16 protein-coding genes are annotated in these 20,070 nt (G+C 60.9%); 8 read left to right on the forward strand and 8 right to left on the reverse strand.

Features of this window, described 5'->3' with window-relative positions; genetic code table 11:
- Positions 1–125 precede the first annotated feature (125 nt).
- From CUR21_RS08645 to CUR21_RS08660, 4 genes are all read right to left on the reverse strand, one after another.
- Positions 126–3,398, reverse strand: coding sequence for an efflux RND transporter permease subunit (locus tag CUR21_RS08645; protein WP_100196588.1), 3,273 nt, complete (start codon positions 3,396–3,398; stop codon positions 126–128).
- A gap of 12 nt (positions 3,399–3,410) precedes the next feature.
- A complete protein-coding gene (locus CUR21_RS08650; RefSeq protein WP_100196589.1) occupies positions 3,411–4,592 on the reverse strand; it encodes an efflux RND transporter periplasmic adaptor subunit in 1,182 nt (393 codons plus the stop codon).
- Positions 4,593–4,596: 4 nt separating this feature from the next.
- Positions 4,597–5,214 (reverse strand): TetR/AcrR family transcriptional regulator, encoded by a 618-nt coding sequence (locus CUR21_RS08655; RefSeq protein ID WP_100196590.1) that lies wholly within the window; start codon positions 5,212–5,214, stop codon positions 4,597–4,599.
- A 126-nt stretch (positions 5,215–5,340) separates the two neighbouring features.
- Positions 5,341–7,374, reverse strand: coding sequence for an NADH:flavin oxidoreductase (locus CUR21_RS08660; RefSeq protein WP_100196818.1), 2,034 nt, complete (start codon positions 7,372–7,374; stop codon positions 5,341–5,343).
- Between the two features lie 501 nt (positions 7,375–7,875).
- Between CUR21_RS08660 and CUR21_RS08670 the strand changes: the two genes are divergently transcribed.
- The 6 genes from CUR21_RS08670 (at position 7,876) to CUR21_RS08695 (ending at position 13,883) form a co-directional block, all read left to right on the forward strand.
- A complete protein-coding gene (locus CUR21_RS08670) occupies positions 7,876–9,222 on the forward strand; it encodes a hypothetical protein (RefSeq protein ID WP_100196592.1) in 1,347 nt (448 codons plus the stop codon).
- 88 nt (positions 9,223–9,310) lie between these two features.
- The gene (locus CUR21_RS08675; protein ID WP_100196819.1) at positions 9,311–10,591 is read left to right on the forward strand and encodes an ABC transporter substrate-binding protein; all 1,281 of its coding nucleotides are present in this window, start codon (positions 9,311–9,313) and stop codon (positions 10,589–10,591) included.
- 83 nt (positions 10,592–10,674) lie between these two features.
- A complete protein-coding gene (locus CUR21_RS08680; RefSeq protein WP_100196593.1) occupies positions 10,675–11,553 on the forward strand; it encodes a branched-chain amino acid ABC transporter permease in 879 nt (292 codons plus the stop codon).
- Positions 11,550–12,494 (forward strand): branched-chain amino acid ABC transporter permease, encoded by a 945-nt coding sequence (locus CUR21_RS08685; protein WP_232622729.1) that lies wholly within the window; start codon positions 11,550–11,552, stop codon positions 12,492–12,494. Before CUR21_RS08680 ends, CUR21_RS08685 begins: the two co-directional genes overlap by 4 nt.
- Positions 12,482–13,201, forward strand: a complete 720-nt coding sequence (locus CUR21_RS08690; RefSeq protein ID WP_100196594.1) for an ABC transporter ATP-binding protein — start codon at positions 12,482–12,484, stop codon at positions 13,199–13,201. Before CUR21_RS08685 ends, CUR21_RS08690 begins: the two co-directional genes overlap by 13 nt.
- Positions 13,188–13,883 carry an ABC transporter ATP-binding protein gene (locus tag CUR21_RS08695; RefSeq protein ID WP_100196595.1) on the forward strand — a complete coding sequence of 232 codons (696 nt, stop codon included), beginning with the start codon at positions 13,188–13,190 and terminating at the stop codon, positions 13,881–13,883. Before CUR21_RS08690 ends, CUR21_RS08695 begins: the two co-directional genes overlap by 14 nt.
- 68 nt (positions 13,884–13,951) lie before the next feature.
- Here CUR21_RS08695 and nagA read toward each other — a convergent pair whose 3' ends face one another.
- From nagA to CUR21_RS08715, 4 genes are read right to left on the reverse strand one after another with little or no spacing between them, the layout of a single operon-like run.
- Positions 13,952–15,076: an N-acetylglucosamine-6-phosphate deacetylase gene (gene nagA, locus CUR21_RS08700; protein WP_100196596.1), complete on the reverse strand. Its 1,125-nt coding sequence runs from the start codon at positions 15,074–15,076 to the stop codon at positions 13,952–13,954.
- Positions 15,076–16,101, reverse strand: coding sequence for an SIS domain-containing protein (locus CUR21_RS08705; RefSeq protein ID WP_100196597.1), 1,026 nt, complete (start codon positions 16,099–16,101; stop codon positions 15,076–15,078). Before CUR21_RS08705 ends, nagA begins: the two co-directional genes overlap by 1 nt.
- Complete coding sequence (locus CUR21_RS08710) at positions 16,098–16,877, reverse strand: GntR family transcriptional regulator (RefSeq protein WP_100196598.1); 780 nt, start codon at positions 16,875–16,877, stop codon at positions 16,098–16,100. The genes CUR21_RS08705 and CUR21_RS08710 overlap by 4 nt, the downstream gene beginning before the upstream one ends.
- Positions 16,877–17,722 (reverse strand): BadF/BadG/BcrA/BcrD ATPase family protein, encoded by an 846-nt coding sequence (locus CUR21_RS08715; protein ID WP_100196599.1) that lies wholly within the window; start codon positions 17,720–17,722, stop codon positions 16,877–16,879. The genes CUR21_RS08710 and CUR21_RS08715 overlap by 1 nt, the downstream gene beginning before the upstream one ends.
- A gap of 164 nt (positions 17,723–17,886) precedes the next feature.
- Here CUR21_RS08715 and CUR21_RS08720 point away from each other — a divergent pair, with 164 nt between their 5' ends.
- Both CUR21_RS08720 and CUR21_RS08725 read left to right on the forward strand, forming a co-directional pair.
- On the forward strand, positions 17,887–18,777 hold the full coding sequence (locus tag CUR21_RS08720) for an N-acetylmuramic acid 6-phosphate etherase (protein WP_100196600.1): 891 nt from the start codon (positions 17,887–17,889) through the stop codon (positions 18,775–18,777).
- A 37-nt stretch (positions 18,778–18,814) separates the two neighbouring features.
- Positions 18,815–20,062, forward strand: coding sequence for an ABC transporter substrate-binding protein (locus tag CUR21_RS08725; protein ID WP_100196601.1), 1,248 nt, complete (start codon positions 18,815–18,817; stop codon positions 20,060–20,062).
- Positions 20,063–20,070 lie beyond the last annotated feature (8 nt).

Here is a 20,070-nt window from a genome sequence, read left to right on the forward strand (position 1 = left end):
GAGGTTCTTTCAGAGACAGCGGGGCAAAGGGCTATAAGCCGGATCTTAATCAGGCGCCCTTACACCCGAATGATCGGCTGCGAACAAGCATGTTCTATTCGCGTCTTTCACGCGCAGGCGGCCGATCACTCGGCCGCCGCCAAAGGTGGCACAGCGCGCGGGCCAGACATGGCGTCCAACCGGTCACGCAAGGCCCGCTGTTCGGCATCAAGAAGCGCAATACGCTCAGCCAGAACTTCAGCAGGTGGTGCTTCGGGGTCTTCTTCCTTGGGCCCCACCAAACCGCTGAAAAGGCGCGCCAAAAGCCGTCCCAGATCATCCATGATCAGGTAGAAGGCGGGAACCACCACCAAAGACAAGATGGTAGACACAATGATGCCGCCGATCACAGCCGTGGCCATCGGCGCCCGGAACGAACCGCCCTCACCCACGCCCAAAGCCGAAGGAAGCATGCCAGCCGACATCGCGATGGATGTCATGACAATCGGGCGGGCGCGTTTGTGCCCCGCCTCCATCACGGCAGCAAACCGTTCCATTCCCTGCGCGCGCATCTCGATGGCGAAATCGATCAAAAGGATCGCGTTCTTGGTGACAATGCCCATCAGCATCAGAATCCCGATCAGCACCGGCATCGACACGGCCGAATTCGTGACGATCAATGCGGCAGCGACGCCACCGATGGCCAAGGGAAGCGAGAACAGGATCGTGAAGGGTTGGATCACGGATTTGAACAGAAGGATCAGAACGGTAAGCACCAGCATAAGGCCAAGCAGCATGGCATTGCCGAAGCTGGCGACCATTTCGTTCTGAACCTCGGCATCTCCGGCCTCAACCACACGGACCGTGGGCGGCAGTTCGACCGTCGCCACAATTTCCTTGAAGCGGGCGGTCGCGCTGCCCAGTGCAACCCCGACGGGCAGGTTGGCGCCAATAGTGGCCCGCCGCTCCCGGTTCAACCGGTTCACGGTCGACGGGCCTTCCGAGATCGCCACATCCGCAACGGCGGCCAAGGGGACCACCACACCTGTGGCAGTGGTCAGCTTCATCGAAGAGATACGGGCAAGATCTTCGCGGGCCGCGTTGTTCAACCTTACCCGCACAGGCACGAGGCGATTGTCGATCGAGAGCTTGGCCAGCGCCGCATCCACATCGCCGATCGTCGCCACCCGCACCGTCTCGGCAATCTGGGCCGTCGTAATCCCCAGCCGCGCGGCTTCATCCATGCGCGGCGTGATCTGGATTTCGGGCCGGGGCAAAGCGCCTTCAGAGGCCACATTGGCCAGCAAAGGGTCGCCCGACAGCGCCGCTTCCAGCCGACTGACGGCAAGGTTCAGATCGGCCTCGTTCGACGACAGGATCGAGAACGAAATGTCACGCTGCCCGCGATCATTCAGCTTGAAGGCGCGCATATCGGGCACCGCGGCCAAGCGCTCGAACACCTGTTCTTCGATAACGCTTTGGGGCACAGTCCGGCCCGTGTTTTCGACTTCAGGGAGAAAACCGCCGATCACGGGAATCGCCCGCGCGAGTTCCGACAGCTTCAGCAGCAGCGAATGATCCAGTCGCGTCAAAAGGATGGTGACAGAGGCACGCCTGATATCCTGTTCGCCGGTGGGGGAGGCCCCGCCCAAGATGAACACATTGTCGATCCATTCCACATCGGAAATGGCCGCATGAATGGCTTGGGTTGTGCGCTCGGTTTCCTGCAAGGTGGTGCCGGGTGGCAATTCTACCGAAACGGCGATCCGGCTGACATCCTCGGGCGGCAGAAACGACCCCGGGATCTGGATCATGTAGTAAACCGATACGGCAAGAACCCCAATCGCCGACATCAGCGTCATATACCGGAAGCGCAGCGATGTGCGGATCAAACGCAGATAACCGGTCATGATCCAGCCATCCTTGTGGCTCTCCTCATGGCCATCTTTGTCCCGCATCAGATAGGCGGCCATCATCGGTGTGATCAGGCGCGCCACGATCAGCGAGAAGATCACCGCGATCGCCACGGTCATCCCGAACTGTCTGAAGTATTGCCCCGGGATACCCGGCATAAAGGACACCGGCACAAAGACCGCAACGATGGTAAAGGTGGTGGCAATCACGGCCAGACCAATCTCGTCTGCGGCTTCGATCGCGGCGCGGAAGGGTGTTTTGCCCATCCGGATGTGGCGGGCGATGTTTTCGATCTCGACGATGGCATCATCGACAAGGATGCCCGTGGCAAGGGTAAGCGCCAAGAACGACACAAGGTTGAGCGAGAAGCCCAGCAGGTCCATCAGAAAAAAGGTTGGGACCGCAGACAATGGCAGGGCCACCGCCGCAATGATGGTGGCGCGCCAGTTCTTCAAGAAGGCCAGCACGACAAGAACCGCCAGAATGGCACCTTCTATAAGCGTGTGCAGAGCCGATTCATAGTTTCCGTAGGTGTAGAAAACCGTTTCATCCACCAATTGGATGTCCACATCGGGATGCGCGGCGCGGATCACATCCAGCTGCGCATTCACGGTTTCCGCCACCGACACCTCGGAGGCACCGCTCGCCCGATAGACTGCAAAGCTGACAACCCTGTCGCCATTCAGGCTCGAAAAGCTGCGCAACTCTTCATAGCTGTCGATTACCTCACCCAGATCAGACAGACGCACCTTGCGCCCCGAAGGCAGGGAGATTGTCGTCTCGGCCAAGCGGGCAACGGTGGCCGCATCGCCCAAGGTGCGAATGGCCTGTTCGCCAGCGCCCAATTCCGACCGCCCTGATCCAAGGTTGGCGTTCGTCGCGCGCAGCTGTTGATTGACCGCCGAAGCGCTGATGCCGAAACTGTCCAGACGCACCGGATCAAGCTCGATACGGATTTCACGATCCGCACCGCCAAAGCGCGTGACGCGGCCGATCCCCGGACGCCCCTGCAACCCGGGTGTCACGACATCATCGACGAACCATGACAGTTCCTCCAACGTCTTGTCGGGCGCCATGACCGCAAAGGTCATGATGGCCTGACCTTCAACGTCGATCCGGCTGACAATGGGGGCTTCGATCGAGGCCGGCAGATCGCCTCGGATCTGGTCAATCGCGTCCTTGGTGTCCTGCACCGCCTTTTCAGTCGCCACTTCCATGCGGAACTCGACCACGGTGGTCGAAATCCCATCGTTTACGGTGGAGGTGACGTTCTTCACGCCGTTCACGCCTGCGACGGCATCCTCGATCTCTTTGGTGACTTGGCTTTCCATCTCTGCCGGCGCCGCGCCGGGTTGCGCCACGGTGATGCCCACCAAGGGCACGTCAATGTTTGGAAAGCGGGTGATCGGCAGGGTATTGAAGCTGTTCCAGCCCAGCACCATCAGCATGAAGAAGGCAAGGATCGGCGCGATCGGGTTCTTGATGGACCAAGATGAAAAGTTCATCACGCGCCCCCGTCAATTCGTCGCCGGAACCGGATTGATCCGGTCACCGTCGCGCACAAATGCCCCTGCCTTTGTCACGACCACATCGCCGGCTTCCAGACCCGACAGAACCTCAACCCAACCTGCGTCACGAATGCCGATTGTCACCGGAACACGTTCGACAGCTCCATCCCTGACCCGCATGACCGAGGTGCCATCTGGACCCGATCCAACAGCCGTGACGGGAACGGCATTCACCTCATGCTCGGTCACCCTGATGTCCGCCTCGACATACATGCCGGCACGCACGGCATGACTGTCATCCACCGCGATGCGAACCCGCCCCAGACGCGTCTGGGTGCCAATCGTCGGCTCGACCAGACGCAGTGTGCCTTTCAAGGGCGGCTGAGAGCCGACCAATCGCAACGTCGCCGATTGACCGGGCTCAAGGCGCATCAGATCCGCTTCGGCCACATCTGCCAGCACTTCCAACGCATTGTCGCGGATAATGGTGAACATGGGCTCCCCCGCAGCCGACGCAACAGATCCGACGCGGGCGTTGCGGCCTGCGATTTCACCCGAAACCGGCGCCTTCACTTCGCTGCGGCTGAGCTGAAGGTCAATGTTGGCCATCTGCGCCTCAACCAAGGCAATCTGGGCGCGCGCCGCCTCGAGCGACTGCACAGCCACCGTCACGCGGGCCGTGGCCGCAATCGCATTCGACTGCGCCGTATCGGCGGCCGCCTGAGACGCGGTGCCTTGCTGACGCAAAGCCGATGTCCGCTCGCTCACCCGCTGGGCCTCATCCGCAGCGCTCCGGGCCTCCAGCATCTGAGCTTCGGCCTGCGCCATGGTGGCGCGCGCAGATGCCAAAGAGGCGTTCAACTGGCTTTTCTGAAGTTCAAGCGTGGTTTTCGACAAAACGGCAAGGGTCTGTCCCGCCTCGACAACATCACCGACATCGGCCAGCAAAGCCTCGATCGGCTGACCTTCGATCAGCGGCGCGACTTGGACATTCTCAATCGCGGCCACCAAACCCGAGGCGATCACGCGGTCACGCAGCACGCGCCGCTCAACCGAAGACACCGTGATGGCAGGCGCCACGACGCTCGCAGCGGGGACAGCTCCGGTGGCAGCCGCTGCCGTTTCGGCATGGACAAGACCGGCAGGAAGGCAAGCCAGACAGAAAGGAAGGAAAAACTGCAAGGGACGCATTTGGTCAGCCTTTCGCGGCGACAGATGAATCGATGTCTTGAAGGGTGATGTCGATGTTACGCATCAACAGGCGTTTCAGATCAGGTGTCACAGGACAATCTGGCGGATGCATCGCGCAAGATTTGACAAGCATGATCAGCAGCTGTGCATGGGCCATCCAGCGTGTCTGCGCATCTTGCACGGCAAGCCCTGAGGCGCGCGCAAAGATGGTGATCAGGTGTTCCGCAATCTTGGCTTCCATCCGCCGCGCCGCTTCACCGATTTCGGGCTTTCGCATCGAAGCTGCCGTGATCTCAGCCCAAAGCTGACCATCCCTTTGGCAATCCGCTTCGGAAATCTTGCGTTCGATGGTCTCCCGCAAAGCCTGAAGTGGCCGAGGATGCGCAAGAATAGAGACAAAATCTTGCTCCATTTCCTGCATGTCGATCTCGATCAACGCCTCGACGATACCCGATTTGGACGGAAAATAGCGGTAGAAATTGCCAACACTCATGCCAGCCTTGCGCGCGATGTCTTGCATTGATGCGCCGTCAAATCCCTTTTCGGCAAAGGCGAGGCGCGCGCTTTCAAGGATTTCTGCCGAACGCAGATCGGCAAGCGGAACGTCCGGCGACAGGTTCATAAATCACCCGAGAATGAATGTTCATTCATCAGGTAGCGAACCGTTTTCAACCGTCAAGCGGAATCACTGAAAAGCGCCGCGCAGACTGAAAAATTGCGCTGGTGAGCGCAGGGCGGACCGGAGTCTTCAGAGATCCTTGGTCAATCGTAGTGCATCGAAGATGGCGGCGTGGGTGTTGCGCGCGGCCACAGCGTCACCGATTCGATACAGGACAAAGCCCGCAGGACCATGTCCTTGCGGCTGAGGCAGCCCGGCGATGAGGGCATCATAATCGATTGCTCCAAGGTTCTGGGCCTGCGGCTTAAGCTCGAAATACAGGTCCGCCAGCGGTTGCGTCCCGTGATTGACCACAATCTGGTCAAAGCTCCGCTCTTTGACGATGTCCATGTAATCCGACCCGATCACAGCGCGAAGGTGATTGCCCTCACGTCTCACCCCGCGCAGGCGGTAGGTGACCGTAAAGGTCACAGGCTTGTCTTGAAGCGCCCGCATATAGGGGACCAAGTTCATCCCCATCACCTCGGGGGCAAAGCTGCGGTCCGGGGTCATCACCTCGACCGTCGCGCCGGAGTCGGCCAGCCGTTGCGCGGCCTGCAACGCGGTGTGATCCCCAGCGTCGTCATACAGCAAGACATTGGACCCGGGCTTCACATCGCCCGACAGAATATCCCAAGCCGAAACGGTCAGATCATTGCCATACTCCAGCACCGCCATGTCTGGGAGGCCCCCGGTCGCAATGATCACGACGTCGGGCGCCAGAGTCAGAACATCCTGCGCCTCTGCATATGTGTTGAACTGGAAGGTGACTCCCCGCGCCGCGCATTGCGCCATGCGCCAGTCGATGATGCCGATCATCTCGGCCCGCCGCTTTGTCTGCGCCGTCAGTCGGATTTGTCCGCCCGGCTGGCTTGCTGCCTCGAGAACGGTCACATCATGACCGCGTTCTGCGGCAACGCGCGCGGCTTCCAATCCTGCCGGACCGGCCCCCACAATCACGACCCGCCGCCGCACCACGGCTGGCGCAATCGCGTGCGGCATGGTCTCTTCCCGACCCGTGGCCGGGTTGTGGATACACAATGCCATGCCGCCCTGATAAATCCTGTCCAAGCAGTAGGTTGCGCCCACACAGGGCCGAATATCATCCTCACGCCCTTCCATGATCTTGCGCACGATATGGGGATCGGCCATGTGGGCGCGCGTCATACCCACCATGTCAAGCTGACCTGACTGCACCGCATAGCGGGCTGTTGCCACGTCCGGAATTCTTGCTGCATGGAAGGTGGGCAGACCAACCTCGGCCTTGATCCGCCCCGCAAAATCCAGATGGGGCGCAGAGCGCATGCCTTGAATCGGGATCACATCGGTCATCGCCGGGTCCGTGTGGATCCGGCCTTTGATGATATTGAGAAAATCCACAAAACCCGAATCGCGGAACATCTTTCCGATCGCGATGCCTTCGTCGGCATCAATCCCGCCCTGCGCCGCCTCATCGGCCGTGTAGCGCACCCCCAGCAGAAAGTTTTGCCCCACACGCTTGCGACAGGCGGCCAGCACTTCCATGGCAAAACGGGCGCGGTTCTCAAGACTGCCGCCATAGGGCTCCGCCATGGCATTGGTCAGCGGCGACATGAACTGATCCATCAGATGGCCATAGCACTCGAACTCTACCCCATCGAGACCGGCAGCCTGCATCCGCTCCGCCGCGTCTGCGTAATCCTTGATGATCCGCTCGATGTCCCACTCTTCGGCCACCTTTGGAAAGGCGCGATGGGCCGGTTCGCGGGAGGGGCCAGCGGCAACCACAGGCAGCCAGTCCCCTTTGTCCCAGCGCGTGCGGCGGCCCAGATGCGTGAGTTGAATCATCACGGCGGCACCGGCTTCGTGGCAATCATCGGCCAACCTGCGCAACCAAGGCACGACCTCATCCTTGTAGGCAAGAATGTTGTTGAACACAGGGGGGCTGTCCTTCGACACGGCGGCCGATCCCGCCGTCATCGTCAGCGCCACGCCCGCCTTGGCCCGCTCCAGGTGGTAGAGGCGGTAGCGATCCTTTGGCATGCCATCTTCAGGATAGGCCGGTTCATGACTTGTGGTCATGATCCGGTTGCGCAGGGTGAGGTGCTTGAGTGTATAGGGCTGCAGCAGAGGATCGCTTGTCATCATGCACCTTTCGCTTTTCCTGAAGGGTAGGTTTGCAAACCCACGCGCGCTGAACCGAAAACGACGACTGACAGCCTGTTCCTGCCGTTTCAAGAAAGGCCCGGAAAGCAGGCGTTGGCAAAGATGCGCGACATCAGCCCGCACAACGCAACGCAAAGGCTGCCTCCAAAAGCATTGCGGCACCCTCCCCCTCACCATGCGCGCCTCAGGGCGTTGTGGCCACAGCGTCTTTCCGGCACTGTCAGCCCGAAAGCGGCAAAGGCATCAATGGCCCTGCCGTCACAAGGAAGGTCAGCATGTGGGCATCAAGATGAACCTGCCGCGCATCCCTCTGAAAGGTGCTTGTGCCACCTTCTGGCAAGACCTTTCGTCAGACCGCCGCCAGAACGGGCCACCCCCCTCTCAGTTTGCGCATTTGGCGCCGAGCGCATCCGATCATCGAAACGGCCTGTTAAAGCGAGGTTCAGTGTATGCGCTGTCGCAAGGCAAGGAACATCTGCAATGAAAACACTCGCGGGTCTTTGCATGCTTATGCCCGGCGCCGCCTTTGCCTGCGCCTTGCCGCCATCGGTGATCCTGACCTTGCCCACCGGGCATTACATCACTGCAGCGGCGCTCACTGTTGCGGTGACCGCCCTGATGGGCGCGATGGCCGGCAAGCTTCCCCCCTCGCGCGCGACGCCCGTGCTCGAGCGACGGGTCTGGGTGCCAGATATCATCACGTCCTATCTGTCTTTTCTGTGCTTTATCGGCTTGGTGTTGATCGGTCTTTTCGGGGCGCGCGACCCGATGCACAATCTGATGACTTTGGTGTTCTGGACAGGCGTGTGGATTGCCGTCCCCCTTGGGTCCATGGTGTTTGGCAACATCTGGCGCGCCGTGAATCCATGGACGGCTCCTGTCCGCATTGCCCGAAGCCTGCTCGGACGGAAAGGAAGCGTCGGGCTTTCACACGCGGGCCATTGGCCCGCAGTGGCAGGCTACGCTGGCTTTTCTTGGTTTCAACTGGTCTCGATGTCGCCAGATGACCCCTCGGTCCTGGCACAGGTGGCGCTCTGTTACTGGTTGGTGATCTTCGCCCTTGCGGTGGCAGAAGGCGAAGATTGGCTTGAACAGGGCGAGTTCTTGACGGTGCTGATGGGCTATCTGGCCAAAGTCTCCCCGTTCTGGATGGACACTCGTGGCGCGCGCGTCCGTCTGATGCGCGGTTGGCCCGGCGCTCAGGTGACGCAGATGGCGCCCTTGTCCGTCTCTGCGATGGCCTTTGTGACACTTGCCCTCTCAGCCCTCACCTTCGACGGGCTGATGGAAACATTCTGGTGGCATGCTCTGATCGGAGAGAACCCTTTGGAGCCAACCGGGCGGTCCGCCGTGATCGGGGTCAACACCTTGGGGCTTTTCGGGGTTTGGCTGCTGACCACTGCGGCAATCTGGGCCGTGATCCGCTTGGGTCAGGCGATCGGAGGCGCTGGCTTTGCGACCGGGCCGGTGATGCTGTCCTTTCTTGCAATCGCAGCGGGATATCATGCCGCGCATTATCTCGTCACCTTGCTGACCGCCGGGCAATACACGCTGGCTGCGCTGAATGATCCTTGGTTTCGCGGCGATTCCTATCTGGGCCTGCCGCCGTTCTATGTCTCTTTCGGCTTTCTGACAGACCCGAACACGATGCCGATGATCTATGCCGCGCAATTCGCGCTCATACTGGCAGCGCATCTTTTGGCCGTTTTGCTGTCTTTGCAGATGGCAGGTCAGATGAAAGCGATGGCGCATTTGCCCATGACTGTCTTAATGGTGGCCTACACGATCTTGGGGCTTTGGCTTTTGTCGACGGCGCGGACAGGTTAAGACTTGCGCAGACCGAACCACCTGCTCAGAGACGACGGTGGGAAAAGGCTTCCCGCAGAGGTATGCCGCAACAGTGGAGATGGTGAAGATGACACAGAAACACATCGGGCTTGCACCATCTCGGCGCGCCGTGCTCAAGGCCGCGGGTGCGGGATTGCTGACAGCGGGGTTCGCGGCACCGGTCTGGTCACAAGCCGCTCCGGTAAAGCTCGGCTTTCAGCTGCACCGGACGGGGATCGGCGCCGCCTATGGGCGCTGGTATGAACGGACGGCGCAAGCGGCCCTCAAGGTTGTGAACGATGCCGGCGGCATCAATGGCCGCCCGGTCGAGATCGTGTTTGAAGATGATGGCACCGATCCGAAGCGCGGGGCCGAAGTGGTTGAAAAACTGACCAGACAGCACAATTGCGATCTGATCTTTGGACCTTTGTTCAGCCATGTCGTGATTGGCTCTGCCCCGCGCGCGGCAGAATTGAAAGTGCCCTATCTTGTCTGTTCCGAAGGGTTTCACGTTGCAGGCGGCATGCTGAACCGATGGACGATGCAGCCCGGAATCACGGATGTGCGCGCGCAGGTTTCTTCCATGGCACCTTGGGTCTTGGCCAATCTTGGCAAGAAGGTTGCGATGGTGTTTCCAGACTATGCCTTTGGCCACGATCACCGCGATTTCTTCTCTGCCGCGGTCGAGGCAGGCGGCGGGCAGGTTATCGCGCAGATCGCGGTTCCTCCGACGGAGACCAGCTTTACCCGCTATCTGCCGCAAATCCCCAATGACACCGAAGTTCTGTATCACGTGATGGTCGGCCCTGCCGTTCTCACCTTCGTCAAAGAGCTGGGCGAGTTTTACGGGACGGGGGCAAGGCCGGAAATCTTTGGCTTCATCGACTCGCTCGAGGCCGTGGATCTTGCATCGCCCGGTTTGGCGTTTCTCGAGGGCACTCATTTCTGGGAGGGCCATTGCCGCAACCAGCAGGCCGATGCCTCCGAGTTTGAAACCGCATATCGGGCGGCCGTTGGTGTCGATGCCAATGGCGCATCTGTTTCAGATGCCAAGGATGTCTCGACCTATGCCCATATGTTCAGCGTTTGGGAAACCTTGCACATCATCAAGGCCGGGATGGAGGCGTCGGGTTATCAAGGCGCCGCAGACAGGCAGAGGTTTGTCGAAGCGGTCGAAGCCATGACAGACATGCCAGAAAGTCTGGCCCATGTGCAGGGAAAGAAGCTGTTCAATGGCAAGACGCATCAGGTTTTTGGCCATCAGTTCATCAGCAAGGTCGAAGGCGGCAAGCTGATCAAGGTGCACACAACCAGCATCGAGGACAGCCTGTATCCCGACGCGGTGGACTACACGACGCAGAGCTTCTGAGTGCGCGCTTTGCCGGATCCGCACCTCGCGCCTGCCACCGTTTGCTGGGGGGTGCCGCTTTTGCAAGCGGTGCATCCGCGCGCATGAGTTTCGGTCCTTTCCTGCTTCTGGCCGTGCTGGAAGGCACGGTCATGGCGGCAGTTCTTGCCTTAACAGCCGTCGGCCTTTCGCTGGTCTTCGGGGTGATGCGTGTGGTCAACGTGGCGCATGGCGAGTTTTACATGCTGGGCGCTGTTCTGGCATGGTTCGTGACTTACTATCTGCCCTTCCCTCCCCTGCTTGCCTGGATGGCGGCCCTGATCATCGCGCCTGTTCTGGTGGCAGCGGTTGCGGCCTTGACCGATGTTCTGGTTCTGAAGCGGCTGAAGTATAACCCCGAGGCGACGATCATGGCGACGATCGGTCTGCTTTACATGTTGCAGCAGGCCGCGCTCACAGTCTACGGACCGGATGCCCGCCCGGTGGTTGCGCCGTTTGAATGGCGGATCCAACTGCCGTGGTTTGGATATTCCGGCTACAAGCTGTTCGTCGTTGTCGCGGCAATCCTTGTGTTGATGGCGGTCTGGTGGGTGATGACCCGCACCAAAGCCGGGCTTATCATGCGCGCCACTCAGGTCGACCGCGACACCGCACAAACCTTTGGGATCAACGTAAACAGGGTCTATGCCGGCACTTTTGCCTTTGGCGGTGCCTTGGCCGCGGTGGCGGCGGTGCTGATCGTCCCGATTCAGCAGGCCCATTATCTGATGGGACATGATCCGTTACTGCTGTCCTTCATCGTGGTGATCATCGGGGGCTTGGGTTCGATCCGCGGAACATTGGTGGCAGCGGTCATCATCGGCCTGTCTGACGGCATCATCAGCATGTTCTTTTCCCCCACCTTGGCGAAAATCATCGCCACCTTGCTGGTGGCGCTTGTCCTTGTCTTTCGCCCACAGGGCTTGTTTGGGGCAAAGGCATGACCCCCGCGATCAAAGTCTGGAGCCTTCATCTGCTGGTGCTTGCGCTCCTTTTCGCGGCGCAGTTCGTTTTGCCGCCCTACCACGCCACCAACCTTGCCCGGATCATGGTGCTGGCCGTGTTCGCCATGGGGTATAACATCGCCTTTGGCTACACCGGCCTGTTGTCCTTGGGACATGCGCTTTTTTTCGCGGCGGGCATGTATGCGATGGGACTGTCGGCTTGGCATCTGGATGCGCAGGCTTGGCCCGCCTTGATTGCGGGCCTGATCGCCGGTGGCGCCATCGCAGGGGCCGTGGGACTGCTGGCCCTGCGCGCTGTCGGGGTCAGCTTCATGATTGTGACGCTGATGTTCGCACAGGCCGGCTACCTCACATTGCTTTACCTGAACAGTTGGACAGGCGGTGATGAGGGTTTTGTGATCGCGCAGAATGCGCGGGTGCTCTCTGGATTTGACATGGCCACAGATACGCCCCGCTTTGTGGCCGCCTTCGTGCTGTTTGCCGTCGGTTTGCTGGCCTGCCTGTGGCTGGTGCGCTCGCCCTTTGGCAGGGTGATGATCGCCATGCGCGAAAATGAAGAGCGCAGCCGCATGTTGGGCTATAGCCCGTTTCACGTGAAACTGACAGCGCTCGTGCTTTCGGGTGTCTATGCCGGTGCGGCAGGTGCGGCCTATGGCATGTTGTTTGGCTATGTTGGGGCAACCTTCGCCACAATCCAGTATTCGATCCTGCCGATGCTTTACGTGCTCTTGGGCGGTGCGGGCACCGTGCTGGGGCCGTTTCTCGGGGCCTTGATCATGTTCTATCTGATCGACATCACAAGCGCCTACACCGACGCCTATTTCTTCGTCGTGGGCGCGGCATTGGTCGGCTTGGTGCTGTTTGCACCACAAGGCATATTGGGTGCCTTGCGCGAAAGGGTCTTGAAGTGGTTGCCGTGATCGAAGCCAAGCGCCTCACGCGCCACTTTGGCGGTGTGCGTGCCGTTGACGGAGTCGATTTCAGTCTCGAACAAGGCGAGATTCATGGGTTGATCGGCCCCAATGGGGCAGGAAAGACCACTTTCGTCAGCTTGTTGGCAGGCCGCGTCCCTGTGCAATCGGGCGAGATCCGACTTGAGGGCGAAGACATCACCCACCTCCCCGCGCATTTGCGCGTCCGCAAGGGTGTGGCCTATACGTTTCAGATCACCTCCATCTACCCGCGCCTTTCCGTGTATGACAATGTGATCTTGGCCGCACAAAGCCGGAACAGCACGGGTGCGGACAAAGACGCAACAGCAGCGCTGCACAAAGCCGGGCTGACCACTTTGGCAGGCGAACAGGCAGGCACCTTGTCTTACGGGCATCAGCGGCTGGTAGAGCTGGCCATGGGCCTTGCCCTGCGCCCCAAGGTGCTGATCCTTGATGAGCCGACACAGGGCTTGGCCTCAGGTGAGATCGAGAATTTCAAGCTTTTGATCCGGTCGCTGGTGCCGCACACCACGCTCTTGTTGATCGAACACAATATGGATGTGGTGATGGATCTTGCGCATCGCGTGTCGGTGCTGAACTTTGGTCAGATCCTCGCCGTGGGCACCCCCGAAGACATTCGCCACAACACGGCCGTTCAAGACGCCTATCTGGGGGGGCCCCATGCTGCGGGTTGATGGAATCACCGCAGGCTACGGCCCTGTCACCATCCTGCGAGACCTCTCCTTCAAGGCGGAAGCCGGGCAGGTGACCTGCATCATGGGCCGGAATGGGGTTGGAAAATCCACATTGATGCGCGCGATCATCGGGCTCGTGCCGGTGCAGTCGGGGCAAATCACCTTGGGCAAGGTGGCTTTGCACGCTCTGCCGCCTCACCAAGTACCAGTCCAAGGCGTGGCTTATGTTCCGCAAGGGCGTCGGCTGTTCGGCCCGTTGACGGTTGCCGAAAACATCGAGATTGGCTTGCTGGCACGCAAGAAAGGCCCCCAGAGGCGGGATTACGTATTGGACCTCTTTCCCCGCCTGCGCGAACGGCTGGATCAGGTGGCCAGCACACTTTCGGGCGGCGAGCAGCAGATGCTGGCCATCGCACGGGCCTTATGTCTAGAGCCTGAGGTGATGCTGCTGGATGAACCAAGCGAAGGTCTCCAGCCTTCGATGATCACATTGATCCACGAAACCATCCTGCGGCTCCGCGAAAGCGGGATCGCCATCATCCTTGTCGAACAGCGGGTGGACAGCGTGCTGCGGGTTGCGGATCATGTGGCCTTCATGGCGAACGGTCGGGTGGAAACGGTAGTCCCCCGGTCAGACCTTGCCCCGGACTCGATGCTGTTTCGGGATTATCTCGGGGTCTAGTCTGAACGCCGACCGGGGCCTGCGGTGAAGAACGCGGTGGCCAGACGGTTGAGGCCAGTTCAGCCTGATCAGACCCGCTTTTCGCCCGCTTGCCACACGTTCAAAACCTGAAAATCGGCATCCAGATGCACAAGGTCGGCCCGCGCGCCCGGCGTGAACTGCCCCAAATCGGCGCGACCGATCACGGCGGCAGGCACCCGGGTTGCCATCGCCAAGGTGCGCGCAGGCGCCAGCCCGATCGTGCGAACCATGAACGCCACCGCCTGCGGCAGGCTTAGGTCTGCCCCCGCAAGCGTGCCATCTTCCAAGGTCAACCTGCCCTCTTCGCGCAAGATCCTGCGCCCTCCGAGCATAAATTCACGCTCGGTCGTTCCAGCGGCGGCCATGCAATCAGACACCAGAAACAAGCCGTCAGGATGCGCAGCCAAGGCGATCCGCAAGGTGGCCGGGGCAATATGGATGCCATCGGCAATCAAACCCGCAGGGAGCCTCTGGTCAAGAACCGCCCCTACCAAGCCGGGTTCGCGGTTGCCCAGCTGGCTCATGGCGTTGAACAAATGCGTGGCACAGTGCGCACCCGCAGTGAAGGCCGCCATGGCCTCCTCATAGGTGCACTCCGCATGGCCAAGACTGACCGTTGCCCCGGCCCGCACCAGTGCCGCGATCTGATCCGGGCGCACCGCGGCTGGGGCCACCGTCACCATCAGCGCGGGCAAGCGTTGGGCGGCGCTGATCAGCATCGCAAGGTCCCGGTCCTCCATCGGCCGGATCAGCGCCGGATCATGCGCCCCCTTCCGGCGTGGGTCGAGATGCGGCCCCTCCAGATGCAGGCCCAGAAATCCGGGTGCGCCAAGGCAGGCAACGCCTGCCTCGACAACGCGGGCCGTTGCCGCGAAGCTGTCGGTGATCAGCGTCGGCAGAATCCCGGTCGAACCCATCCGGACATGGGTTTGGCAGATGGCGCGCAAGGAGGCGGCGGTGGTCGTGCCATCCACCATGACACCCCCACCGCCATTGACCTGAAGATCAATAAAGCCGGGCGAAAGAAGACCACCGCCCAGCGTGACGATCTCTGCCGTGGCAGGAACCGAAGATCCCACCTCGACAATGCCTTCACCTTCGGTGAGCAAGACGGCGTCGTCATGCAGCGCCACCCCGTCGAAGATCCGCGCCCCGGTGAAGGCCGTCAGCATCACACCGTCTCCGTCACTTTGCGCAGGTGGGGCGGTGTGTCAGGGTCGAATCCACGACGCCGGGCCAGCCCTTCCACAAAGCGATAAAACGCCGTCGCAAGAACCAGCGGAGCCACCAACGGATGCAAATCCGGCACCGAAGGCAATTCGGTCGCCCCCTGTGCCGCGGCGCCCGTCAGGAAGACATCGGCGCCTTGCGCCGCAAGCCGCTCTGCTGTGCTCACGACATGGGGCAAGGCCGCATCGGCAACACCCAAGGCAAGCACGGGGAATTGCGCCTGAACAATCGCCGCCGGACCATGCAGGACTTCCGCAGCCGAATAGGATTCAGCGTGCAGGCCACAGGTTTCCTTGAACTTCAACGCACACTCGTTGGCGATCGCAAAGGCAGGACCGCGCCCAAGAACATAGGCCGAATTCGCCCGCGACAGCCGCGCCGCAAGCGGCGACCAGTCAAGCTGCTGGGCCTTCTCGAAGGCCGCAGGCAAATCCGCAATGGCACGACGCAACGCGTCATCCTGTTGCCACTCGGCCAGCAGGGTCAGACCCGCCAGCACAGAGACAACAAAGGTTTTGGTGGCGGCAACGCTGTGCTCCACGCCAGCTTGCAACGCAAGACAGTGATCCGAAGCCGCCCCCATCGGGCTGCCAGAGAAATTCGTGATGGCGATCGACAAAGCGCCCCCACTTCGTCCCGCCCGCATCATCTCCACGATGTCCGGGCTCTGACCCGATTGCGAAATGCCCACACAGACCGCGCCCTTCAACCGCAGCGGACGACCATAAATGGACGCGACAGACGGTCCGACAGAGGCGACAGGCACGCCAGCAAGCAGTTCGACAGCGTATTTGAGATAGGTGGCCGCATGATCGGAAGACCCGCGCGCGACGGTCACCAGCAAGGCCGGGTCAAGCTGTTGCATGGCCTTGGCCGCCGCTTGAACGGCAGGCGCAGTCTCTTGCAGGAACCGCTCGGCCACTGCCGGGATCTCTGCCACTTCGCGCGCCATATGGGTTTGAGTCATGTCGTTGTCCTTTCCGAAAAGTCACCTTGCGGCGACAGGGTCAGTTCCACGGCAAAATCATAGGCATCGCCGCGATAGAGAGAGCGGGTGAATTCCACCACCCTGCCCGATGGAAGATAGCCGATCCTTTCGATGCGCAGCCCAGCGGCGCCCACCGGCACGCCCAGAAGCTCTGCATCGCGGCCCCCCAGATTGGCGGCCGAAATCCTCTGGACCGCGCGAACAGGCCGCAGGCCGCGCGACTCGAGCATGGCATAAAGGCTGGACTCCACGAGGTCGGGATCGGGCAAGGTTGCCGTGGAAAGCGAGGCGCGCTCAATGGCAAGCGGCACATCATCCGAACGCCGCACCCGTTCCAGACGCGAGACACGGTCGCCGATGCCCAATCCCAAGGCCATCACCTCCTCGGGCGAGGGTGTGGTGATCTGGCGCGACAGCCAGACGGATTCCACCGATTTGCCGCGGCGCGCCATATCTTCGGTAAACGAGGTCAGCAAGGACAGCGCCTGTTCCAGCCGCTCAACCTTGGGCGCGACAAAAGTGCCCGATCCCCTGCGCTGAACCAATTGCCCATTCGCCACCAAGGCCTGCACCGCTTTGCGGACCGTCACCCGCGACAGTCCCGTCATCGTGGCCATGTCGCGCTCTGCGGGAAGGCTGTCGCCCGCAGCAAGCCGCCCCGAGTTGATCGCTTCGGCCAAACGCTTCTGCAATTGCAGATACAACGGGCCAGACCCGGCCTCGTCAAAACCAGCGGGGGAAAACAGCAAATCCATCACGCTCCCTCACGGGCAAGGCGCAGCGCGCCATCCAGTGCCGTGCCATTGGCCTTGCGCTGTGGAAACTGCGCCAAAGCCTCTGCGTAGCTGGCCCCCAACCCCCCGATAAAGGTCACAGGCAAAGCATCGGCCTTTCGCAAATGCGACAGCGCTTTGGCCATGTCAGACACGGCTTGAGACCAGATCCTTGTGGCGGCCAGATCCTTGGACTGCACGACAGACGGCGCAATCTTTGCAAAATCTGTGGCGCGCGCGGTCTGTGCAAAGCTGACAACACCCGCAGGGCCGCCGAGATCGTCCAAAAGCTGCGTCAAAAAGGGCGTCATAGGCTCGAATCCGTCAACTGCGCGCAAAGCGCTCGAATAGGCCGCCCGACCAAGCCAAGCCCCACTGCCTTCGTCACCCAACACCAAACCCCACCCGCCATAACAGCGAATCTGACCCCCGCTTTGAACCGCAAACACCGATCCCGTCCCAATCGCGGCGACAATGCCATCAGCATCGGCCAATGCCCCCAAGGCGGCCGCGACCGCATCCGTCTCGATCCGAGCGCGCGCAAATGGCAAGCCAAGGCGCAACCGCCCCGCCGCGCCCGCCGCATTCGCGCCGGCCAAACCCAGCCCGGCAACCAGCAACGGAAGCTCGCGCGACAGGTTCTGCGCACCAACCGCCTGCACCATGGCCTGTCGGGTCGCCTCAAGAATGTTGTCACGCGCGCCCACCGGATCAGATGCGATATTGGCAGGACCACCCTGCCCAGAGCCAAGCACATGGCCCCGTTCATCGGCCACGACGGCACGGCACCCGGTCCCACCCCCATCGATTCCCAGATAAAGCGCCATCAGACTCCCCCTGAGCCAACAAGATACCAAAACAATACCATTTTGAAAGTGGTATCTTCAAGACATCCCTATTCTTGCAGGATTCCGGGATTCGGCGCTAAACGAAACTTCACACTTTACAATTGGTATTATTTTGGCATTGTTTTGATGCAAGGGAGAATCATATGTCCGAGCAGCGCACAGAAGGTCGGCACGTCTTGTCCACAGGTCTCCATGCCGTAGCGGCACAAGAGACGATGTCACGGATATTGGAGTGTCAGCTTCACGCCTTGGCCGCGCTGCGCCCTGCCCTTGCTCAGATTGAACGTGCGGCGCAGGCCGGGGCCGATGCATTGCGGCGCGGCGGCAAGATGGCCTATGCGGGCGCAGGATCATCGGGCTTGATGGCCTTGGCGGATTGCCTCGAACTGCCCGGAACATTTGGCATCGCGCCAGATCGCGTGCCAATGCTCTTTGCCGGGGGCGCCGATGCGCTCTTGCACATGCGGGGCGGGGTTGAGGATGATCCCGAACTGGCAAAATCCGACCTGAACCGGGCCCAACTTTCCCAAGGGGATGTCATCCTGTGCCTCGCGGCATCTGGCGGCACACCTTACACTTTGGCGGTCGCGCGTGGCGCCAAGGCGCTTGGCGTCACCGTTGTCGGGCTCTCCAACGTCCGGACGGCGGCGCTGCTTGATCTGGCCGATATTCCGATCCTGCTGGAGACGGGGCCGGAAATCGTCACCGGGTCGACCCGCATGGGCGCCGGAACCGCACAGAAAGTGGCGCTGAACATGGTGTCGGTTCTGATCGGAGTCGCACTTGGGCATGTGCACGACGGTTTCATGGTGAATCTGACAGCCGACAATGCCAAACTGGTGGGGCGCGCCGCCCGAATTGTGACCGAAGTTTCGGCAGTCACCGAACAGGCCGCGCGTGACGCGCTGTCGCAGACCCATGGTTCTGTCAAACCCGCCATTCTGGTCGCCCGGGGCATGTCCCCGGCGCAGGCGGAACAGGCGCTCGCCAAGACAGGCGGCCATTTGGCGCCGCTGCTGTCTGACGGCCAATAATCAACCGGGCAAAAAGCCCACCAACCGGGAGACGACGATGAAGAAGACCTCTGTCACCGCGCTGTTGACCAGCACATTGCTGGCCGGCCCAGCGCTTGCCCAAACCACCTTGACGATCGAAAGCTGGCGGAACGACGACCTGACCATCTGGCAAGAGACGATCATTCCCGCCTTTAACGCGCAACATCCTGATATTTCGGTGGTTTTCTCACCTACAGCACCGGCGGAATACAATGCCGTGCTGAACTCGAAGCTGTCTGCGGGCAGCGCTGGTGATCTGATCACCTGTCGGCCTTTTGACGCCTCGCTGGAACTGTTCAATCAGGGCCATCTGACCGATCTGACCGATCTGGCAGGCATGGCCAATTTTTCCGATGTGGCCAAGTCCGCATGGCAGACCGATGACGGTGCGGCCACCTTCTGCGTGCCGATGGCCTCGGTGATTCACGGCTTCATTTACAACGCCGATGCCTTTGCCGCTTTGGGCATCGAAGAGCCGAAAACGGAGGCCGAGTTTTACGCCGCCCTCGACAAAATCAAGGCAGACGGCACCTATATTCCGATGGCGATGGGCACCAACGACCAGTGGGAAGCCGCCACGATGGGCTATAACAACATCGGGCCGACGTATTGGAAGGGTGAAGAAGGCCGGCGCGCCTTGATCGCGGGCGAACAGAAGCTGACCGATCCCCAGTGGGTGGCCCCGTTCGAGCAGCTTGCCAAGTGGAAGGATTATCTGGGCGACGGATTTGAAGCGCAGACCTATCCAGACAGCCAGAACCTGTTCACCTTGGGCCGTGCCGCAATCTATCCTGCCGGATCGTGGGAGATTTCCGGCTTCAATGCGCAGGCCGACTTCAAGATGGGCGCCTTCGCCCCGCCGGTCGCCGCTGCCGGCGACACCTGCTATATCAGTGATCACACCGACATCGGCATTGGCATGAATGCGAAATCGCCCAACGCCGAAGCCGCCAAGGTGTTCTTGGATTGGGTGGCAAGCGCTGAATTCGCAACGCTTTACGCCAATGCACTGCCGGGCTTCTTCAGCCTGAATTCCACCCCGGTGCAGATGGAAGACCCTCTGGCACAGGAATTCGTGTCATGGCGCGGCGAATGCGAGCCGACGATCCGTTCCACCTATCAGATTCTGTCGCGCGGAACGCCGAATCTTGAAAACGAAACCTGGAACGCTTCGGCAAATGTGATCCGTGGGTCTGAGACCCCGGCAGATGCGGCCAAGCGGCTGCAGGACGGGCTGGCCAGCTGGTACGAGCCCCAGAAGTAAGCGCAGGC

Source organism: Pseudorhodobacter sp. MZDSW-24AT, from assembly GCF_002794355.1.
GTDB lineage: Bacteria > Pseudomonadota > Alphaproteobacteria > Rhodobacterales > Rhodobacteraceae > Pseudotabrizicola.